This is a genomic window from uncultured Shewanella sp. (assembly GCF_947501665.1).
Classification (GTDB): Bacteria; Pseudomonadota; Gammaproteobacteria; order Enterobacterales; family Shewanellaceae; genus Shewanella.
This window is the reverse complement of record NZ_CANMWS010000006.1, coordinates 69044-87675: the sequence shown is the minus strand read 5'-3', so window position 1 is coordinate 87675 and position 18632 is coordinate 69044. Positions and strand designations below refer to the sequence as shown.

At 41.5% G+C, this 18632-nt stretch carries 2 protein-coding genes; both read right to left on the bottom strand.

The features are described 5' to 3' along the window. Positions 1 to 94: 94 nt before the first annotated feature. Positions 95 to 10543, bottom strand: coding sequence for an Ig-like domain-containing protein (locus tag Q0976_RS05840; RefSeq protein ID WP_299491984.1), 10449 nt, complete (start codon positions 10541 to 10543; stop codon positions 95 to 97). Between the two features lie 557 nt (positions 10544 to 11100). Then, on the bottom strand, positions 11101 to 18309 hold the full coding sequence (locus Q0976_RS05835; protein WP_299491982.1) for an Ig-like domain-containing protein: 7209 nt from the start codon (positions 18307 to 18309) through the stop codon (positions 11101 to 11103). Between the last annotated feature and the right edge of the window lie 323 nt (positions 18310 to 18632).

The following is an 18632-nucleotide window of genomic DNA, read 5'->3' as shown; positions in this document are numbered from 1 at the left end:
GAATAAAGCAAGCTCTTACTATTCAATAAGGGCTTGCTGCATTGGGTTCCAATGAGGCTAAGAGATAGCTCCCAAATTTTGGAAGCGCATAACCTTATATCACGGAGGGGGGAGTATCCTCGGGCGGCATCTCACTTGGTGAAGCTGCTTGCTGGCTTGCAGCTGTGTCAACAATCAGAGGACCATTATTATTACTGGTTAACTCATTGATTTCTATGCTGTTTAAATGCACGCCATCAAGTATAATTTCTTGGCTAAAGCTGTGATCGTGCATAGCATCTATTTCAATATGTGTGCCATCAGGTTCCAGTGAAATATTAATTTGTTCATCAAGACTTTGTTCCTGTTGAAGCAAATGACTAATGTCAATGCTATCTTCTGCTTTAAAATCGGTAATGTGATCGGTACTGGCATGGGCTTCAAGGAAAGCAAAGATATTGGCTCCTCCACCGCCGATTAATATATCATCACCGGTTCCACCTATGAGGGTATCATTCCCCTCACCACCAAGCAGTATATCATTACCACCTTCCCCTAAAAGGTTATCATTACCTTGGAGACTTTCCATCACATCGTTGCCATCCCAGCCCACAAGTTCATCATCGTTTTGTGTACCCACAATATGCTGATTATCATCACTTTCAAGATAAAATATAAGCTCTTGTCTCTCAGTTTCTAGGTTATCTATTTCAGCTTGTTTAGCGTCGATTTGTTCTTGTAGCTCTGCTCTAAGTAACCCATACTGACCAGCAGAAGCATTATCATCATTTACAGCTTGAGTAATCAAGGCGTTATCCTCATTATTTTTTGCCTCGAGTGCCAATATTGCCGTGTTGATAATACCAATTTCAAGTGTGCTTAATCCGTGAGGGGGCGTTAATGAATCATTATGCTCATCAATTTCGTCTAGATTGTTCATTATTCTGGCATTGGCCTCTCTAATGATGTCGTCATATTGTTGAAACTCTTCTCCTCTTGCGATATTCAGTGCGAGTATCTCGCTTTCTAGCGTACTCACTTCTTCATTTAATAGGTTGATTTGTGTCGTTAGCGTATTAATTTCATCAATACGTCCTTGTTCCTCCTGCTCAGCTTGCTCCTCAATATTTTGATTTAACGTCGCTAATGCATCATCCATCAATAAGCTCACGCTATCGGAATGAGTTGTTGAAATGACGCCTGCAACCACATTTGCAGCAGTGATACTTAAGTTTACGGCAGCATTTAATACAATGGTTTCATACCAGCTAATGATATTTGTACCTGAAGTAGTATTATCTAGAAAAGTAAAACCAGAGACAGTATTTTGTGCGGCATCAGTGACGTGTAATTCACCAGCAGCGTTTAAGCTGGCGAGTAATTGAGTTATCTCACCATTCTTATTCATACTGATACTCATATAGCTGTCTGGTTGCGTTAATATATCGGCACTTATCCAGACATGTACTTGTTCAGGATTGGGTTCAAGTTCAGATACTGATAGCAAGCCATCATTGTTGCTGTCGGTGATAATGGCGACTTCCGGCGGCTCAACGGTATCGGGAAGGACTTCAAGCTCTGCAATAACGACATTAGTGAGATCGATGGGCGCGTCGATATTATTTTCAGTTAATTCAAGGTTGAAATCGATAGTTTCTGCGCCGGAGGACTGGGTTAATATGACACTGGCATCATCATTTACGGTGAGATTTTCCTGATTAATTTCAATGTTTCTAAGCAGAATAGAAAAGGCACTCGGAAACATAGTTAATGTTTCTGTTCCTACTGTTAAAATGTCAATATTTTTGTTGGTTTGAAACGTGAAGGTATCCGACACCAGTTCCTCGGTGTGAAAAGACTGGCTAAATGACGTGCCGTCGGTATGAAAGCCTTCAATTTTAATCGCATACTCAGCGATACCGATACTGCTAAAAAGGCCGCCTAAGTTGTCAAGAGTGATACTGACCGAGGTGGCGTCAACACCGACGAAGTCAATTTGCATTGCATCCTCTCGGGCTATTCCCCTATCATCTGCACTGCCTATTCCGCCTGCACCGTTTTGAATAAAAAAGTTAGTGTTATTATCATTAAAGGCTGCAAGTGGGTCCTCTGAGAGTAAACCGACTGAAACGTATCCGCCTTGAGGTAAATCGAAATTATAGATTTCAGGAGATTCAGATGTTCCCCAGTCATCCAATGCTGCAACACCATCGAGTTCATTGGTGGTTAAATCTGAGTCAACAGTGCCGATAATGGTGCTAATATCCCCCGTGATCTCCACTAACACATCAGTATCGGGAACAAACTGTATTTGTGTATTCTCATTTATTGGTACAGAGTCTGATAAATTCAGTGTTTGCCAGGGTTCCCCTTCATTTAATGACACTTGTAGCTCGCCATAATCGAAGGCATTGGTCATTTCTATTTGAGGTTGTGTTGAATTAACTTCAGCTTCTAGCAAGGTTACAGTGGCGGTATCTTGACCGCCTTGATTATCGATTAATGTATAAGTGAAGGAGGACTCACCAGTAAAGTTGGCTGCGGCGGTAACAAATACTCCACCTATTCCCATCATCACGCTAAACGGAGAGTTAGGGTCTGCCTGAACGTCAATAATATTAGTTGGGTTACCGTCAGGATCGCTGTCATTACTCTGTAATTTGTCAAAAGGAATAAAGAGCGTTTCACCAGGAACGACTTCAAAAGGCTCTAGTTCTCGGGGGGTGAGATCGGCAATAACATGAGAGGTAACATCAATATTATTATTAGCATTGCCTTCAGTAAGTTCAACTTCATACTCTATATTGTCAATTGAGCCATCAGGTTGGATGGTGCTCATGATTATTTGCTCAAAGGCAGATTGATGAATGACCATATTGGTTATCACAAAATTGGCCGTATCTCCACCTACAGTGGTTAATTCAAAACTTGCGATTTCAGCCTGACCATTGTAAGAATAAGTTTCGTATAGCTCACCAGATTCTCTATAGCTGCCTTGGCTATCAATCAATACGCCATTCGCATCATAAGCATTAATAACAACATAGGCTCCGCCTTCATCAAATCGGCCGCCAAGTCCATCGTACCTTAAGTCGATAGAATGAGGGTAAGGTGCACCCTCTTTTGGTGTGATTTCTATTATTACACGTTCGTTTCCATTTATTCCGCTTGTATCATCGCCACCAATACCGACACCGAAGGAGCTGCCCGGATCATTATAAAAAACTAACGTATCCCCAATTAAAGTTGTAGTAACGGAATATTTTGGGTCGTCATCATTAAAGAGTGTATTGCCCTCTTTCTCCCCCCAGTCAGATATGGATGCTGGGCCGTCAAAAATGCCTGTGTTGGGGTCAGTATCAATGCTTCCGACCATAATATCATGCGTGGCGCCGACTACAGCCTCAGCATCTTGGACAAATCTAACTTGACTGAGTGCAGAATAAGTTTGTCCTGCTACCATATTTTGCCAAGAACCATTGGGCTCTTGCACCTGAACTTGACCAAAAGGCGTTTCAGGTGAGCTATCGAGTCGAATTAAGGCCTCAGGTTCTAAAGTACTGTTATCATCAACGGCATCGGGCTGATGGTTAACGGGGTAGCTGGCAGTATCTGAATTAGTGTACATGTTACCCGCTGCATCAGTGAGAGTGGCAATCACCTCAACAGTTGCGTCGAGATCTAATGCCATGTGCTCACCGTCAACGGCAAATTGCACAAAACCATAAGGATCAATGGCGCCGATATAGTCATGATTATTGACCGTTAATACGGCCTGATGATGGCCTATTAATGGTAGCTCATTATGTTCTAAGGTGGCTGTCACAATCACAGTGCCATAATCAGCTTCATTCTCATATACCTGTATGGGCTCAATTTCATTTAAATTAATATTGAATACAGGGACTTGAGTATCGACGTTGGCAGATTCTGTGTCGGTGGCAACATGTAGTGCACCGTTGGGATCAATAGCGCTTACATTTGCGGTAACAGTAATGCCATCTTCATTGTTAAACCGTGTTCTTTCTTGAAGGATAAACTCTGGGTGATTGAGAATATTTTCGATGATAAATTGACCATTTGAATCAATAGCAATATTCGGGTATTCAAGAGTAAAGGGGATTTCATCTGATAGTTGGAAGAGAATTTCAATGTCAACAGTCTGGCCTGTTAGGTGAGACGGGAACTCTGAATTAACATGGCCGCTCACTTCTATGGGGAGCTGTGATTCTACATTATTAATTAGGCTATCTTGAGAGATGGGCTCTAAAATCAAATCAAATTCAGCATAATTAGGAATGACATTAATAAAAACTACGGCCGTATCCTCGCCGCCTTGACCATCTGTCGCAGTATATTCAAAAGCGATTAGGCCAGAATGCCCCGGTTCAGGAGTATAAATGATTTTATCTTCTGTAGGGTGTAAGCTGACTGTACCGTAAGTGTCCCCTGTTGCTGAAACACTGCTTATTGAGATAGGGTCGGGAGTGATGCCATTGCTTTGTTCATTGTTATCGATTATGCCATTATTATTGGTATCAGGATCTAAGTCGTAATCATTTTGAAGCAGCTCGTCGGCATGGATGACAAGCACACCATCTTCCATGACTCTGATTTCGGCCACTTCAGGGACAACAACGTTCTCAAATGCGGCTTGAGTGATATTAATGGGAGCCCCGTCATTATGTTCTGTCACACTGATTATAACGGGGGTGATAGTGGTTGTTAAATTTGGTTGGAAAACCGTAATAGGAACTTCTACTAATAATGTCTGTGATAAGATTATGCTTTGTACAACATAACTTCCACCACCTCCAACAGTTGTGAGTTCAAATGTATCAAATGGTTTGTCCGCTGTGAAAGTATAGGCATAATTAGATAGGCCTGATTCTCGAAAGCCTCCTAGTGTTGTTGTTGAACCATCTTGATGAAAGGCGGTAATTTGAACTTCTGTCTCGTTGTCGTTACCTTCGTCAAACCAATCCCCTAACCCTGATAATGGTAATGTTACTTCATTTATTTGTATCGGAGTGTCTCCTGAATCAGTAATAGTGATCTTAAGTTTGTCGCCAGTAGAAAGGCCGTTATTAGTTTCCCCACCAATACCGACACCTAGATGATTATCAATACCTGAACCGTTATAAGCTGTTAAGTTGCCATCACCTATGACTTGAGTGTGAATAGTTATATCACCTTGAAATGAAGTGATTTGGCTGTAATCGATATTACCTAAGGCATCGAGGGTCTCATATTGTCCCCAGTCAGGTGCTACGTCTGCAACACCATCAAAGGTTCCGATAAAAATATCTTCAAGAAGTCCCTCGCTTAATTCAGGATCAGGAATAAAGATAAGTTCGATGTCAGTGGGATATTTGTGTCCGACTTCGATTGGCTGTTGTTCGCCAGAGGCATCAGTGAAATAGAGTGTGCCGTACTCAGGTAGTGTATCAATGCAAAAGCTCGCATCGGGTTGCATGAGTTGTGAATCATTATTAGCATTGACATCTTTATTGATGTTGTATTCACGTGTTGCGACTGCGGGAATGGCTGGGTTACCGGCATTATCCGCTGTTTCATAGCGTGCATCGACTTGCCCTATTCCATCACCGTCAATGTCATCACTTCGTAATGCTTCATTGGGCAGGGTGAGTGACCAAGTTGCTGTAAATTGATGACTGCCATTGATACCATTATCTGGCGTGATGATCACATTGATATCGCCATCTTCAAGGTTATCGTAGATTATTTCATTGACCTTGATTTGCACAAGCTCGTTTGCACCGAAAGGTTGGTTGCTTGTGATTGTCCCTGTTAGGGGCACAGCAAAGAACTCAGGCACAGGTGGAGCGTTAGGGCCGTCATCTTGACCGAGTACTTCATTCATAGGGTCAATTGTGATGTCAATGATAGGGGAAACAAGGTCTACGCCATAGTTATCACCGTCAGTGACTGTTTTGCTATTGCCTGCCGCATCAGTGGCGGTATATTCTACTTTAATTTCATGATCGATATCGTTAACCAGATATTGGCCTGGTACATCCTGGCTGAATGAGCCATCACTTTGAATGATTGGTGTAAAGGAATAGATATAAGGGGCCGTTGGGATTTGAATGGTTAAGTGTACTGGGTCACCTGAAGTGAATTCACCGGCAACAGAACCAGAAATAGCAATATTTTCAGTTGCTTCTATCGCATTGATGACATCATCTGAAGTAACGTGAGGATTTAATGTAATAGATAGTGGCTCCGGTGGCGTGCTGTCGATAATATAGCTTTCAGTATCTTGCGCCGGCGTTTCATTACCAGCTTCATCAACAGCGGTGAGAGTAGCGGTAATATTTGGGCTATCAGTGTCATTACTCAGAACGTCACCAGAAGTTACAATGGAGAAAGTGGCATGGTAGGTCGTGCCATCGTCTTCAGTGGCCACAATGCCGCCATTGTCGAGTGTGGGGTAATAAGTGATACCGTTGACAGTAATTTCTACGATATCCCTGTCTGATATCGGGTGATCAATGTGTAAAGTTCCAGTTAGGATAACGGTAGGAAGTTGTGATTCAAAGTGGTTGATCCAGCCATCACTAACAAGATTGTCATCGAATTCGATATTGGCCACAGGGGCAATGGTGTCAATGGTGTAAGGTAAGGGGTCAGCGGTAGCAGTGGTGGAGTTCCCCGCTACATCTGAGGTCATTAAGGTTGCCTGGATACTGGTTGCATCGTTATCCAGTGTTGGGCCATCGGTATAAACAGTAAAGGTGGCAAAATAGAGGCTCGCTTCGTCTCCGTCGGGAACAAGTCGTCCATTGCCCGTGGTGGCGATATAATCGACGCCATTTACTGTTACCGTGACGACATCGTTTTCAGTGATTGGCTGGTCAATGGAAATCGTGCCTGTGATAGGTATGCTCTGTGTTTCTACATTTGACTCTGCAATATTCAGTACGCCATCCTCTAGGAAGTCTTCGCCATTAAATTCAATGGTGGCGACGGGGGCAGTGGTGTCAATCGTATAGGGTAAGGGGTCAGCGGTAGCATTGGTGGGGTTCCCCGCTGTATCTGAGGTCATTAAGGTGGCTTGGATACTGGTTGCATCGTTATCCAGTGTTGGGCCATCTGTATAAACAGTAAAGGTGGCAAAATAGAAGCCCGCGTCGTTTTCGCCGGGCACAAGCAGTCCATTGTTAGTGGTGGCGATATAATCGACGCCATTGACTGTTACCGTGATGATATCGTTTTCAGTAATGGGCTGGTCAATGGAAATAGAGCCTGTGATAGGTATGCTCTGTGTTTCTATGTTTGACTCTGCAATATTCAGTACGCCATCTTCAAGGAAGTTTTCGCCATTAAATTCAATGGTGGCGACGGGGGCAGTGGTGTCAATGGTGTAAGGTAAGGGGTCAGCGGTAGCTGTGGTGGTATTGCCAGCGTTATCGGTGGTGACTAAGGTGGCCTCGATACTTCTGTCTTCGTGATTGAGGGTATCGCCATTGGTAAACACAGTAAAGGAGGCAACATAGGTGCCGGCTTCGCTTTCACCTGGCATGAGCAATCCATTGTCAATGGTGGCGATATAATCGACGCCATTGATTGTTACTGTGACGATATCGGCTTCCGTAATGGGTTGGTCGATGGTGATGGTACCGTTAATAGCGATGGTGTTTGTTTCAATGTTGGATTCGTCAATATTCAAAACGCCATCACCAAGAAAGCCCTCTTCAGTGAATGCAATGGTGGCGACAGGGGCGATGATGTCAATTTCGTAGTGACCAATATTTGTTGCTGTTGTACTGTTATCAGCCGCATCTGTTACAGTTAATGAGGCTATAACGTTATAACCTCCTTGTTCGAGCTCATCGGCAATAGAAAGTTGGTGGCCACTGACAGGGATGCTGTAGGTAAGCTCACCAGCACCATTTAGTATTAATGGGCCTTCACCTAAGGGGGTATTGATACCATTTATCACGTTATGTAGCATGACGATATTACCGGCTTGGGTTTCATCACCAGTGGCGTAGCCATTAATTAATACATTTTTAGGGTAGTCGGTTGGCGGTAAATCACTGTTCAATACAGTATCAAGCTGCCCATCTCCATCCGCATCAAGATCGATTATATCGAATATACCATCATTATCAGTATCTTGTGACACTTCAGCAGATAAGCCATCAGGATTGACATTACCATAAGCATAACCTCCAATCATATCGGGAACATTATTTCCGTCTGAGTCAATTTGCATTGAATCTATTATTCCATCTTGATTTTTATCGATATCAGCTGCAGCAAAGCCCTGATTATTATTGTTAATGTCTGCAAAATCAGCGATACCATCGCCATCAGTATCTTGATTTAACAATGCGTCAGGAATATTGTCGCCATTGGCGTCAATATCATCTGGATCAGGTATACCATCTCCATCAGTATCCAAGGGCAATACTGGCATTTCATTTTCATCAATATTATCGATGAAATCGGGAGGTAAAACGCCTGCAGGAATAGTGGCGTCGATATGATCAGGAATCCCGTTCATATTGATGTCTGTGGTGATTAATTGATCCTGAAAGCTTTCATTAAACATATCTCGCTGGGACTCTTCGATATTGATTATATTGTCCTCGGCGATTTGGGTAACAAACACACCGACAACAGGGGCGATGGTGTCAATGGTGTAAGGTAAGGGGTCAGCGGTAGCAGTGGTGGAGTTCCCCGCTACATCTGAGGTCATTAAGGTTGCCTGGATACTGGTTGCATCGTTATCCAGTGTTGGGCCATCGGTATAAACAGTAAAGGTGGCAAAATAGAGGCTCGCTTCGTCTCCGTCGGGAACAAGTCGTCCATTGCCCGTGGTGGCGATATAATCGACGCCATTTACTGTTACCGTGACGACATCGTTTTCAGTGATTGGCTGGTCAATGGAAATCGTGCCTGTGATAGGTATGCTCTGTGTTTCTACATTTGACTCTGCAATATTCAGTACGCCATCCTCTAGGAAGTCTTCGCCATTAAATTCAATGGTGGCGACGGGGGCAGTGGTGTCAATCGTATAGGGTAAGGGGTCAGCGGTAGCATTGGTGGGGTTCCCCGCTGTATCTGAGGTCATTAAGGTGGCTTGGATACTGGTTGCATCGTTATCCAGTGTTGGGCCATCTGTATAAACAGTAAAGGTGGCAAAATAGAAGCCCGCGTCGTTTTCGCCGGGCACAAGCAGTCCATTGTTAGTGGTGGCGATATAATCGACGCCATTGACTGTTACCGTGATGATATCGTTTTCAGTAATGGGCTGGTCAATGGAAATAGAGCCTGTGATAGGTATGCTCTGTGTTTCTATGTTTGACTCTGCAATATTCAGTACGCCATCTTCAAGGAAGTTTTCGCCATTAAATTCAATGGTGGCGACGGGGGCAGTGGTGTCAATGGTGTAAGGTAAGGGGTCAGCGGTAGCTGTGGTGGTATTGCCAGCGTTATCGGTGGTGACTAAGGTGGCCTCGATACTTCTGTCTTCGTGATTGAGGGTATCGCCATTGGTAAACACAGTAAAGGAGGCAACATAGGTGCCGGCTTCGCTTTCACCTGGCATGAGCAATCCATTGTCAATGGTGGCGATATAATCGACGCCATTGATTGTTACTGTGACGATATCGGCTTCCGTAATGGGTTGGTCGATGGTGATGGTACCGTTAATAGCGATGGTGTTTGTTTCAATGTTGGATTCGTCAATATTCAAAACGCCATCACCAAGAAAGCCCTCTTCAGTGAATGCAATGGTGGCGATAGGAGCATCTAAATCTACATTAAAAGGGTGACGGGTTGTAGAAGTTGTTGAAAGGCCTGTAACGTCGAATGTCGTGATTTCTACAGTAATAAAGCCGTCAGTGTTGGTGAGTTTTTGTCCATCTACCTCTAACGTGTATGTTCTATTTTCATCTGCAGTGGTCGTTCCTAGTGGAATTTCTTCCCCATCTTTATTGGTTGTCGTAAAGACGAGTTTGTCACCAGCCTTGGCATTTAATGTTACTGTACCGGATAAGGTGACCTTACCATTAGATTCGGCAATGTTGACAGTATTATCAGCAGTGACCGAATCGAATGTCACTCCAGCACTCAGGTTGCCACCAACTTGGTAAGTATTAGTGGCAACGTCATTATTGTTATCATTAAGGTTATCAATGAGAAAGTCGCCATTTTGTGAGTTTACATCGGTAGGTTGAGTATCAAAGCCAGCACTGGCGAGGACTTCATTGCCCTCCCTGTGAAGATTAACAGTATAGGTATCGCCTTCACTAAGCGGAATGTTGTCTTCAGTGTCGAGGGCTGATGATATTTCTTTGGAGGTAACGGCATCGGATGAGGCAATATTGTCAGGAGTAATGCTTTCATTGCCTGAAGCTAAAACGAATTGGGCGTCATCGGTGTATTGAAATTGCTCACCGACTTTAATGGTCTCACCAGGGAGAAGGGGGTGTTGTTCCCCTTGAGCATTAATAACGAAAATTTGCCCTGAATTAATAGATTGAAGAGTGAGTTCGTTTTTTGCTTCGTGCGTGATGGTTTGCGCAGCCATAATACATCGTCCTGTTTGCAGTCATCCATGATTAAATTCAAAGTGATTGAGAGTATAAGGTGACTTTATAATTATTCCCTTAACCTACTTAAGTCTAATAGGCCTTAATGGGCTGTCAAATGAGAGGGAGTTGGCACTAATGTTAGTAATAAACGTCTGTAACAAACATTAACAATATTTAAGCAATTGATTGTTTACACTTGAATCTTTTTGTATCTTTGTCGGCATGATTTATGTGAGTGTTAATGGAGGGGGTAAAGGGTGAAATAGGCGTATAAGCCGATGTATTTTTTATGATGGTTATCAATAAGTATTAATACTAATGGGTTGTTATACGAATAAAATGAACGAATGAAGAGATAGATCAACCGGTGGAGGCTTTGCTGCTTAGTGCGGTAGGGCAGAGCTATCGCATTGAGTATATAAATTTGGTTTTTAATAGAAAAAAACCACCTTAAAGGTGGTTTCTTTAGTCTAAATTAATCTATAGGTTGAGCGGTTATCGTTCCCCTATAATGGCGCTATCGCTCACCTATCGCTGTCAATTTAACAGCGTGCTATATTGTGGGTGGGGGCGTTTCTTCGGGGGGGACCTCCCCAGCAGGAGGGGCTGCATGTTGACTTGCTGTGGTATCAACAATCAAGGCTCCAGAATGACCATCTCCTAATAAACCATTAATAACAGCGTTTTCATCATTGGTTGTCACGCCATATTGAGCGAATAAGTCAATCCCATCTAATACAATATTTTGATTAAAATGACCGTCATGGGTACTGTCAAACGAGAGAGTTGTATTGCCTTCAGTATCAAGATAAATATGTAATTGTTGTTCCAGTTTATCTAGGTGTTCTTGCTGCAGTAAATGACTAATATCAATACTATCTTCATGAAGGTTGAAATCCGTGATGTGATCAATACTTTCACTGGCTTCAAGAAAGACAAAGGTATCAGCTCCATTCTCTCCAGTTAAAATATTATTTCCAAGACCACCGATGAGGATATCATTTCCTTCACCCCCAATGAGAATATCATTTCCATCCTGGCCAGATAATGCATCGTTGCCACCTTTACCTTCAATAACTACGTGGTCCATTGGACTGACTAAGGTATCATCACCATCAGTGCCAATTATATGCGAGTCCACATTGTGTGTTAATTCGAGCTCTAATTGGTTTATTGTATTATTGATAGTTTGAATGTTAAAAGTTATATCTTGAATTGCGATTGTGAGGTTATTAGAAGCTGTGTTAAAGGTTTCTTGTGCTGCGATTTCATTATCTGATATCGTTATGATGGTTTCTTCAAGTTGCGTAATTTCTTTTCTCAGATTAGCAATATTCAGTAACAAGACATTTCCTTGTGGATTGTTGAAGTTTTCAATACTTGTTTCAAGTTCAGTTTGTCTTTCTTGTTTAACTAATTGAATTTCATTGATAAGACTCTCATTATTAGCTTTATCGGATGTTCGCTCTGCGTTGAGTTCAGATAATTCAGTTTTAAATTGGTTGAGGCTTGCTGATAATACACTGACTTGTTCTTGAAGATTTGTCATTGTATCGAAAGGTGATTCCTGTTGAGGTGCGTTTTCATAAGAGATAATAGCACTATCAAAAGAGAGTTCTGAGACATAACCATTAGTCATAGTTGCTGCAGTGACTGTGACGCTGGATTCTAAATTGGGTGCAATGGTTTCTGCCCAGCTAATAATTAACGCATTTTGATTAAACTCTACTCCTTCAACAGGATGACCCCATTCATCAGTAATGGATAAAGCTTCTCCCACTTTTTGCGTAAAATAATAGTGTTTAATGGCTCCATTAATATTAACGTTCACACTGATTTGCCCATTTTGTAAAAATGTGGGATCAGCTCTCATCCAGATAACAACTTGATTATTTTCTGCATTGCCATTATTCAATAATTCATTATTATCAATAAACTTATCGTCATTGGCGTCTGTAACTATGGAGAGATCAGGTCCTATCATTTGATCATCGCCAGTTGTACCATCTTCAAAAATGGTGATAGTACCAGTATCTGTACGGCCTAAGTTATCTGCGATTGTGTAAGTCACATCAGCTTGTGCTGTGAAATCATGTCTGGCAATAATAAATATTCCATCTTTAGCCATTACGATTGAAAGAGAGGGATTATCACTGCTTGCATTGATAACAGTAAGGAGCTGGCCTTCAGGATCTACATCATTGCCAAGTAAAGATGCAAAATCAAGAAAGATTGATTTAGAAGCGGCAAGATTGGCAGTGTCATTTGAGGCAATAGGGGCATTATTCAGTATAATATTACTGGTTTGTGCTACCGTTGTTGAGTGTCCTACGTCACTTGCTAAGGTAGTGCTAATACTGAAGTTTTGACTTTGTTCATTCACTAATTCAGCTGCGTGAACAGCAAATTGCATAAAGCCCGTTGAGGTTATCATGGCGAGATAGGTTTGCCCATTGAGTGTTAATTCAGCTTGAGCATTTTGTGGTATATCTTGATCGCTTTCTACAGTAGCCGAAATAATAATAGTGCCATAGTCATCTGGATTGTCATAGATTTGAACGACTTCAAGTGGTTCAATGGTTAAGCTTAGCTCGGGTGCAGTGGTAAAGCTTGCAGTATCCGTGCTAAGAGGAGACATTTGTCCATTGACTAAAAGGGCGGATGTGATCGTAATGGGATTATCAAAAGTTAAACTGAGTGTCTCATTCCAAGTGATTTGATTATTATTGGTATAGATAAACCCAGGTACTTCCATGCCAAAGGCATTGTATACAGTTAATATATTACCTTCAGCCTGTGCCGTTAACTGTGTAAATTGATTATTATGCTCAATATTGATGAGCAGTGTGCCAGAGTCTAAAATATTATCTTGTAAAAGAATGGATATTTCGACTTGATCGCTATTATTGAGTTCGCTTTGAACCAATAACTCATTATTATTGAGATCAGTTACAATACTGACAATCGGAGCACTGACCTCTATGGATTCAGGTACGGCACCAGTGGTGTTGATTGTGATTTGGGCTTCATCTCGACCGCCTTGTTCATCGGCTAAGATATAAGTCAACACTGCCTCACCAATGAAGTTATTATGGGCTGTAAAGTAAATACCGTCAGGCCCCATCAAAACCTCTCCTACGGCTGGTGCTACGCTGATCCCCATTAAACTTAGATGACTATTATCACCATCGGGATCACTATCATTGTTGAGTATCTCTTCAAAGCTAATAAAAAGGGTTTCTCCTGAGGCGGTTTCTAACGGTACGTTAATGGGGGCTTCTGTGGCTGCGGCAATTGACTCTGTTAATGATTTAGTCTCACTTGCTTGATCAAATGCAAAAAATAACTCTTCTTGAAGTGTCGTTATCTCACCATCAGGTTGCGTGATGAGTAAATCAACCTCTTCGATGGCGGTACGTGACATCGTAAAGTTTTGTAATACAAAATCCCCAACACCGCCATCAGATTCGATGATAAAATAATGAATGGGGGATGATGTTAGGAATTCATAAACGTGATCATTGATATCGCCAACACCATCATTGGTTTGATAGCTACTTTGAGAGTCAATTATATTGCCACCTGTATCATAGGCTGTAATGACTATAGCGGTATTAGGTGCGGTAAAATTAGGGCCAAGGCCATCTATTGTTATGGCAACTTTATTAAAAAAACCACCTTGAATATCTATTTTAATTTGATCGCCTGCTTCGAAACCACGACGACTCCCATCGCCTATACCGACACCAATATCAGAACGTTCATCTCCGGTATTCAGGTCGACATCATTATATGGAGTGATAGTGCCTTCTGATATTGTTGTTTTCACTGTCACTTCTTCTCCAGCACTGTCAGAAAATAGTTTTGTTATGCTAAGGCCATTTTCAGAAAGACTATCTATATCTCCAAAATCTGTAATGTTAGCAACGCCATCAAATACACCCACTTGAAGGTCACGAGTATAGCTTTCTACTGCTAGTGTATCTGGTACAAAGTTGATTTCGCTGATGTCACTAATTGAGTATTGTTCCCCGTTGACAACTTGAATTGTATTTCCACTTAGATCCACAATTTCTAGGTGACCAAAGGTATAAACAGTATTATTAACGAAAAATGCATCAGGTTGGGGAGTGGTGTTATCATTAACTGCATCAGGTTGTGCATTAACAAGGTAACCTTTTGTATCTGTTGCATTAATAGTGTTGCCCACATTATCTGTTTGCGATAAATTAATGTGCACATTATGTTCCGAAAAATGGGCAAGTAACTGCGCATCAACGTCAAAAGACACTTGTCCCTCACTTGATACTAAGCTTGTGTAAGTGCTGTCTCCTATGGATAAGTTAGCCTGCATATTAGGTTCAAGGGGTTGGTTACTGTTGACTGATGCTGTAATGGTAATTGTTTCATACAATGTTGGATCATCATAAAGTTGAATCATACCGATTTCATCTAATGTTACAGTAAGAGCTGGTGCTTGTATGTCAACGAATGCTTGCTCAATAGCCGTTGATGACTTTAATGCGCCATTTGGTGCTATGGCTTGAATTTTGGCGGTAACGATAAGACTCTCATCATGCTCAAATTGGTAAATTTCTCTTGAATCAAGTTCAGGGTGATCAAGCACATTTTCAATAGAGAATTGACCATGATTATCAATAATGGTTTGATATTCTAAAGTTAACACTTCGAGATCCATTAATGAGAATTCAATGGTAATGGTGACGGGCTGGCCCGTTAATATAAATTCAGCATCGACATAGCCCGTCACACTGACAGGGGCTTGTGACTCTTCGCTATTGATAAAACTATCACTTGATATTGGGTCTAAAAATACCTTTAACTCAGCATAATCCTGAAGGACATTGATGGTGACGGTGGCATCATCATAGCTTCCTTGATTGTCCGATACGGTATAAAAGAAAGTATCAGTGCCAAAAAAACCATCTGTCGGTGTGTAGGTAATCTTTCCTGAAAAGGGATCAAATACTACATCGTTACCATGTTCACTTTTTTGTGACACATTAATAATTTCAAGTGGATCATCATCACCATCCTTATCGTTTGCAAGTAAATCATTCGTATTAAAAGAGACTATCTCTCCTTGATTACTCCATATAGAGCCTTCTGTTGGAGGGGGAATTTCGGGGAGTAATTCATCGGTGAGAGGAATAATGTTATCAGCATGTTCATTGGTAATATGCTGAGTGAATATTTCAGTATGGATACTACCATCGGGATGTTGCGTTTCTAATATTATGTCTTCAGACACCGTGCGCGACAGTGTGATACTTTGTAATAAATAATCACCGACACCATTGGTGGTGATTTCAAAATAAGCGACAGGTTGATCAAAATTGAAGGTAAAGGCATGTTCCCATTCTGAGGAAGTTTTATAGCCACCTTGTTCTTCAATTAAGTTGTCGTTTGAATCAAAGGCTCTAATGACAATTTGAGTGGGGGTCTGATTATTTTCAAATAGTTGCGGATCTTTAAAGAATTCGCCGGCTCCATCAATGATAAAACTTGCTGAATCAATAGTGAGATCAAACACCTCAATAAAAATACTTTCTCCTTCAGTGAGGCCGATTTGTGATTCATTACCAATACCAAACCCGTCACCAGTTTGTTCGGTATTTGGATCGTTATCATAAGCGGTCAGTAGGCCTTTGCTGACAGAGGTTCGTATGCTAAATCCATCACCATAGTGAGTCACACTGGTACGATCTTCACTGAGTACCCCCCAATCAGATAAATTCACCGGGCCATCAAACTCAGTAGTAGAGAGGTTATTATCGAAACTCCCAATAGAGACATCTTGAGTCTGCGGTATAATGAGTTCAGGATGCGGAACAAATCGAATTTCAGTATGACTATCGGCTTGATAATGAGTGTTCGCTTGCATATCTTGCCATTGCCCATTTTTATCTAAATATTGAAGAGTGCCAAATTCATACTCATTAAGGGTTTGTATGCTAGCTGCTGGCTGCAGGAAGGTATTGTCATCATTAGCAGTGACGTCTTGGTTGATAGTATAAGTTTGGTGAGCGTTACTGTTGGCAGGGTTTCCTACGGCATCCTGAGTGGAATAATAGGCATCGACAGTGTAGTCACTATCTGCTCTTAATTCTGAATTGGAAATATTGATAGACCATTCCGCGATAAAATGCTGCCCTGTTTGTGTTTCAATAAGCGGGATAATCGTTGGAGTATAATTGATACCATTGATGTTGATAGTAACATTATCATGTTCATTAAAAGCTTGATCGCTGCTGATCTGACCGGATACTCTGATATCATAAATTTCATTTGGCCCTCTGATTTCGTTAATGGTATCGATAATTATCTCGATATTAGGGCCAGTAGTATCAACAGTATAGTCTTGTGTGGTGGTGGCAGAAGGTAAACCATCGCTGGAATTCCCAGCAACATCATAACTGAGCACGGTTGCAATAACGTGATTATCGGCCGCGAGATCGCCGCCGTCGACAGGCACAGAAAAAGTGAAGGTATCGGTGACATTGGTGTAGTGTTCGATGCCATTGACGGTGACAGTAATGCTATCTCCGACTTTGGCATCGCCGCCGACAAAGCCGGTAATGGTCACTGTAGAGTTTGATTCTTCCAAACTGATGACATTATCTGGGGTGATTAAATCTAAATGAATTGTAGGTTCAGGTATTGTTGTATCGACAGTATAGTCTTGTGTGGTGGTGGCAGAAGGTAAACCATCGCTGGAATTCCCTGCAGCATCATAACTGAGCACGGTTGCAATAACGCGATTATCGGCTGCGAGATCGCCACCGTCGACAGGCACAGCAAAAGTGAAAGTATCGGTGACATTGGTGTAGTGTTCAATGCCATTGACGGTGACAGTAATGCTGTCTCCAACTTTGGCATCGCCGCCAACAAAGCCAGTAATAGTCACAGTAGAGTTTGACTCTTCTAAACTGATAACATTATCTGAGGTGATTACATCTAAATGAATGGAGAGCTCAGGACGCACTAAATCAACGTCAAAAGTATGTTTAGCTGTTGCTATTCTGTAAAAGCCTTCATGAGTATATGTTGTTACCGTTGCAGTGAAAGTGTTGCTATCTAAATTGAGCATGACTTGCCCGTCAATGTTCGCAAGATAAGTAAAGTCACTGTCCACTTCTACAATTTTTAATGGTTTGTCGACGCCATTAATGTGTGCGCTTATCACAACATTATCCCCAACACGGGCTTGACCTGTAACCGATCCCGTGACGGCAATGTAACCTTCAGATTCAGCTAGGTTAACCCTGTTGTCATCTGTTACATTATTGATAGTGATCCCTGTTGTTGCATATTGACCAGTAAGGGAGTTATGGCTATCAATTGCATTTTGCTGAAAGGTTTGACTTCCTGGTTGTGTATCATAGCCTGCGCTAGCCAACACTTCATTACCATCTCTATCAATGGTTGTGATAAGTGTATCTCCATCGCTAAGTAGCACTTGTTGATGATTGTTATCTAATCCATTATCGATTGTTTTATCAAAGTGTTGAATGGCACTAGATGTATTGACTGTTTCTTGGTTAATCGTATCACCATTGATGATTTCCAAAACAAATTGAGCACTTTTTTCAAACCTAAATACTTCTCCAGCTTTGATAATATCGCCGACTTCTAGAGGAACAAATTGTCCCTGAGCGTTTTGTATGTAGAGCTCTTTTTCAGTGATACTTTGGATGATAATGTCTGATTGTGCTTTTAAAGTCGTGGTTGATGCAGTCATGATACAGATTCCTGTTTGCATCCATCCATGGTGTTGATTAAAAGTTTTAGGTGTTAATTAAATTGATGATTAGTTATCCATCATCAATAGTGGGTTATATTTCACTAAACAGGATATTATGTCAACGTTATGATTTTATTGAATAAAACATTAACTGCGCATTAAGTTAATTTAATGGTTCAATATGTAAATATTTGTGTTAGATGTCTGAGTGCTACTGCTATGAGGTTGTAAGCTGTGATTGGTTTGTGTGATTAACTGAGTAAAACAAAGAATAGTTTTTTTATTATTGTTGTTAGCATGTAACGTAACTTTAGAATAGT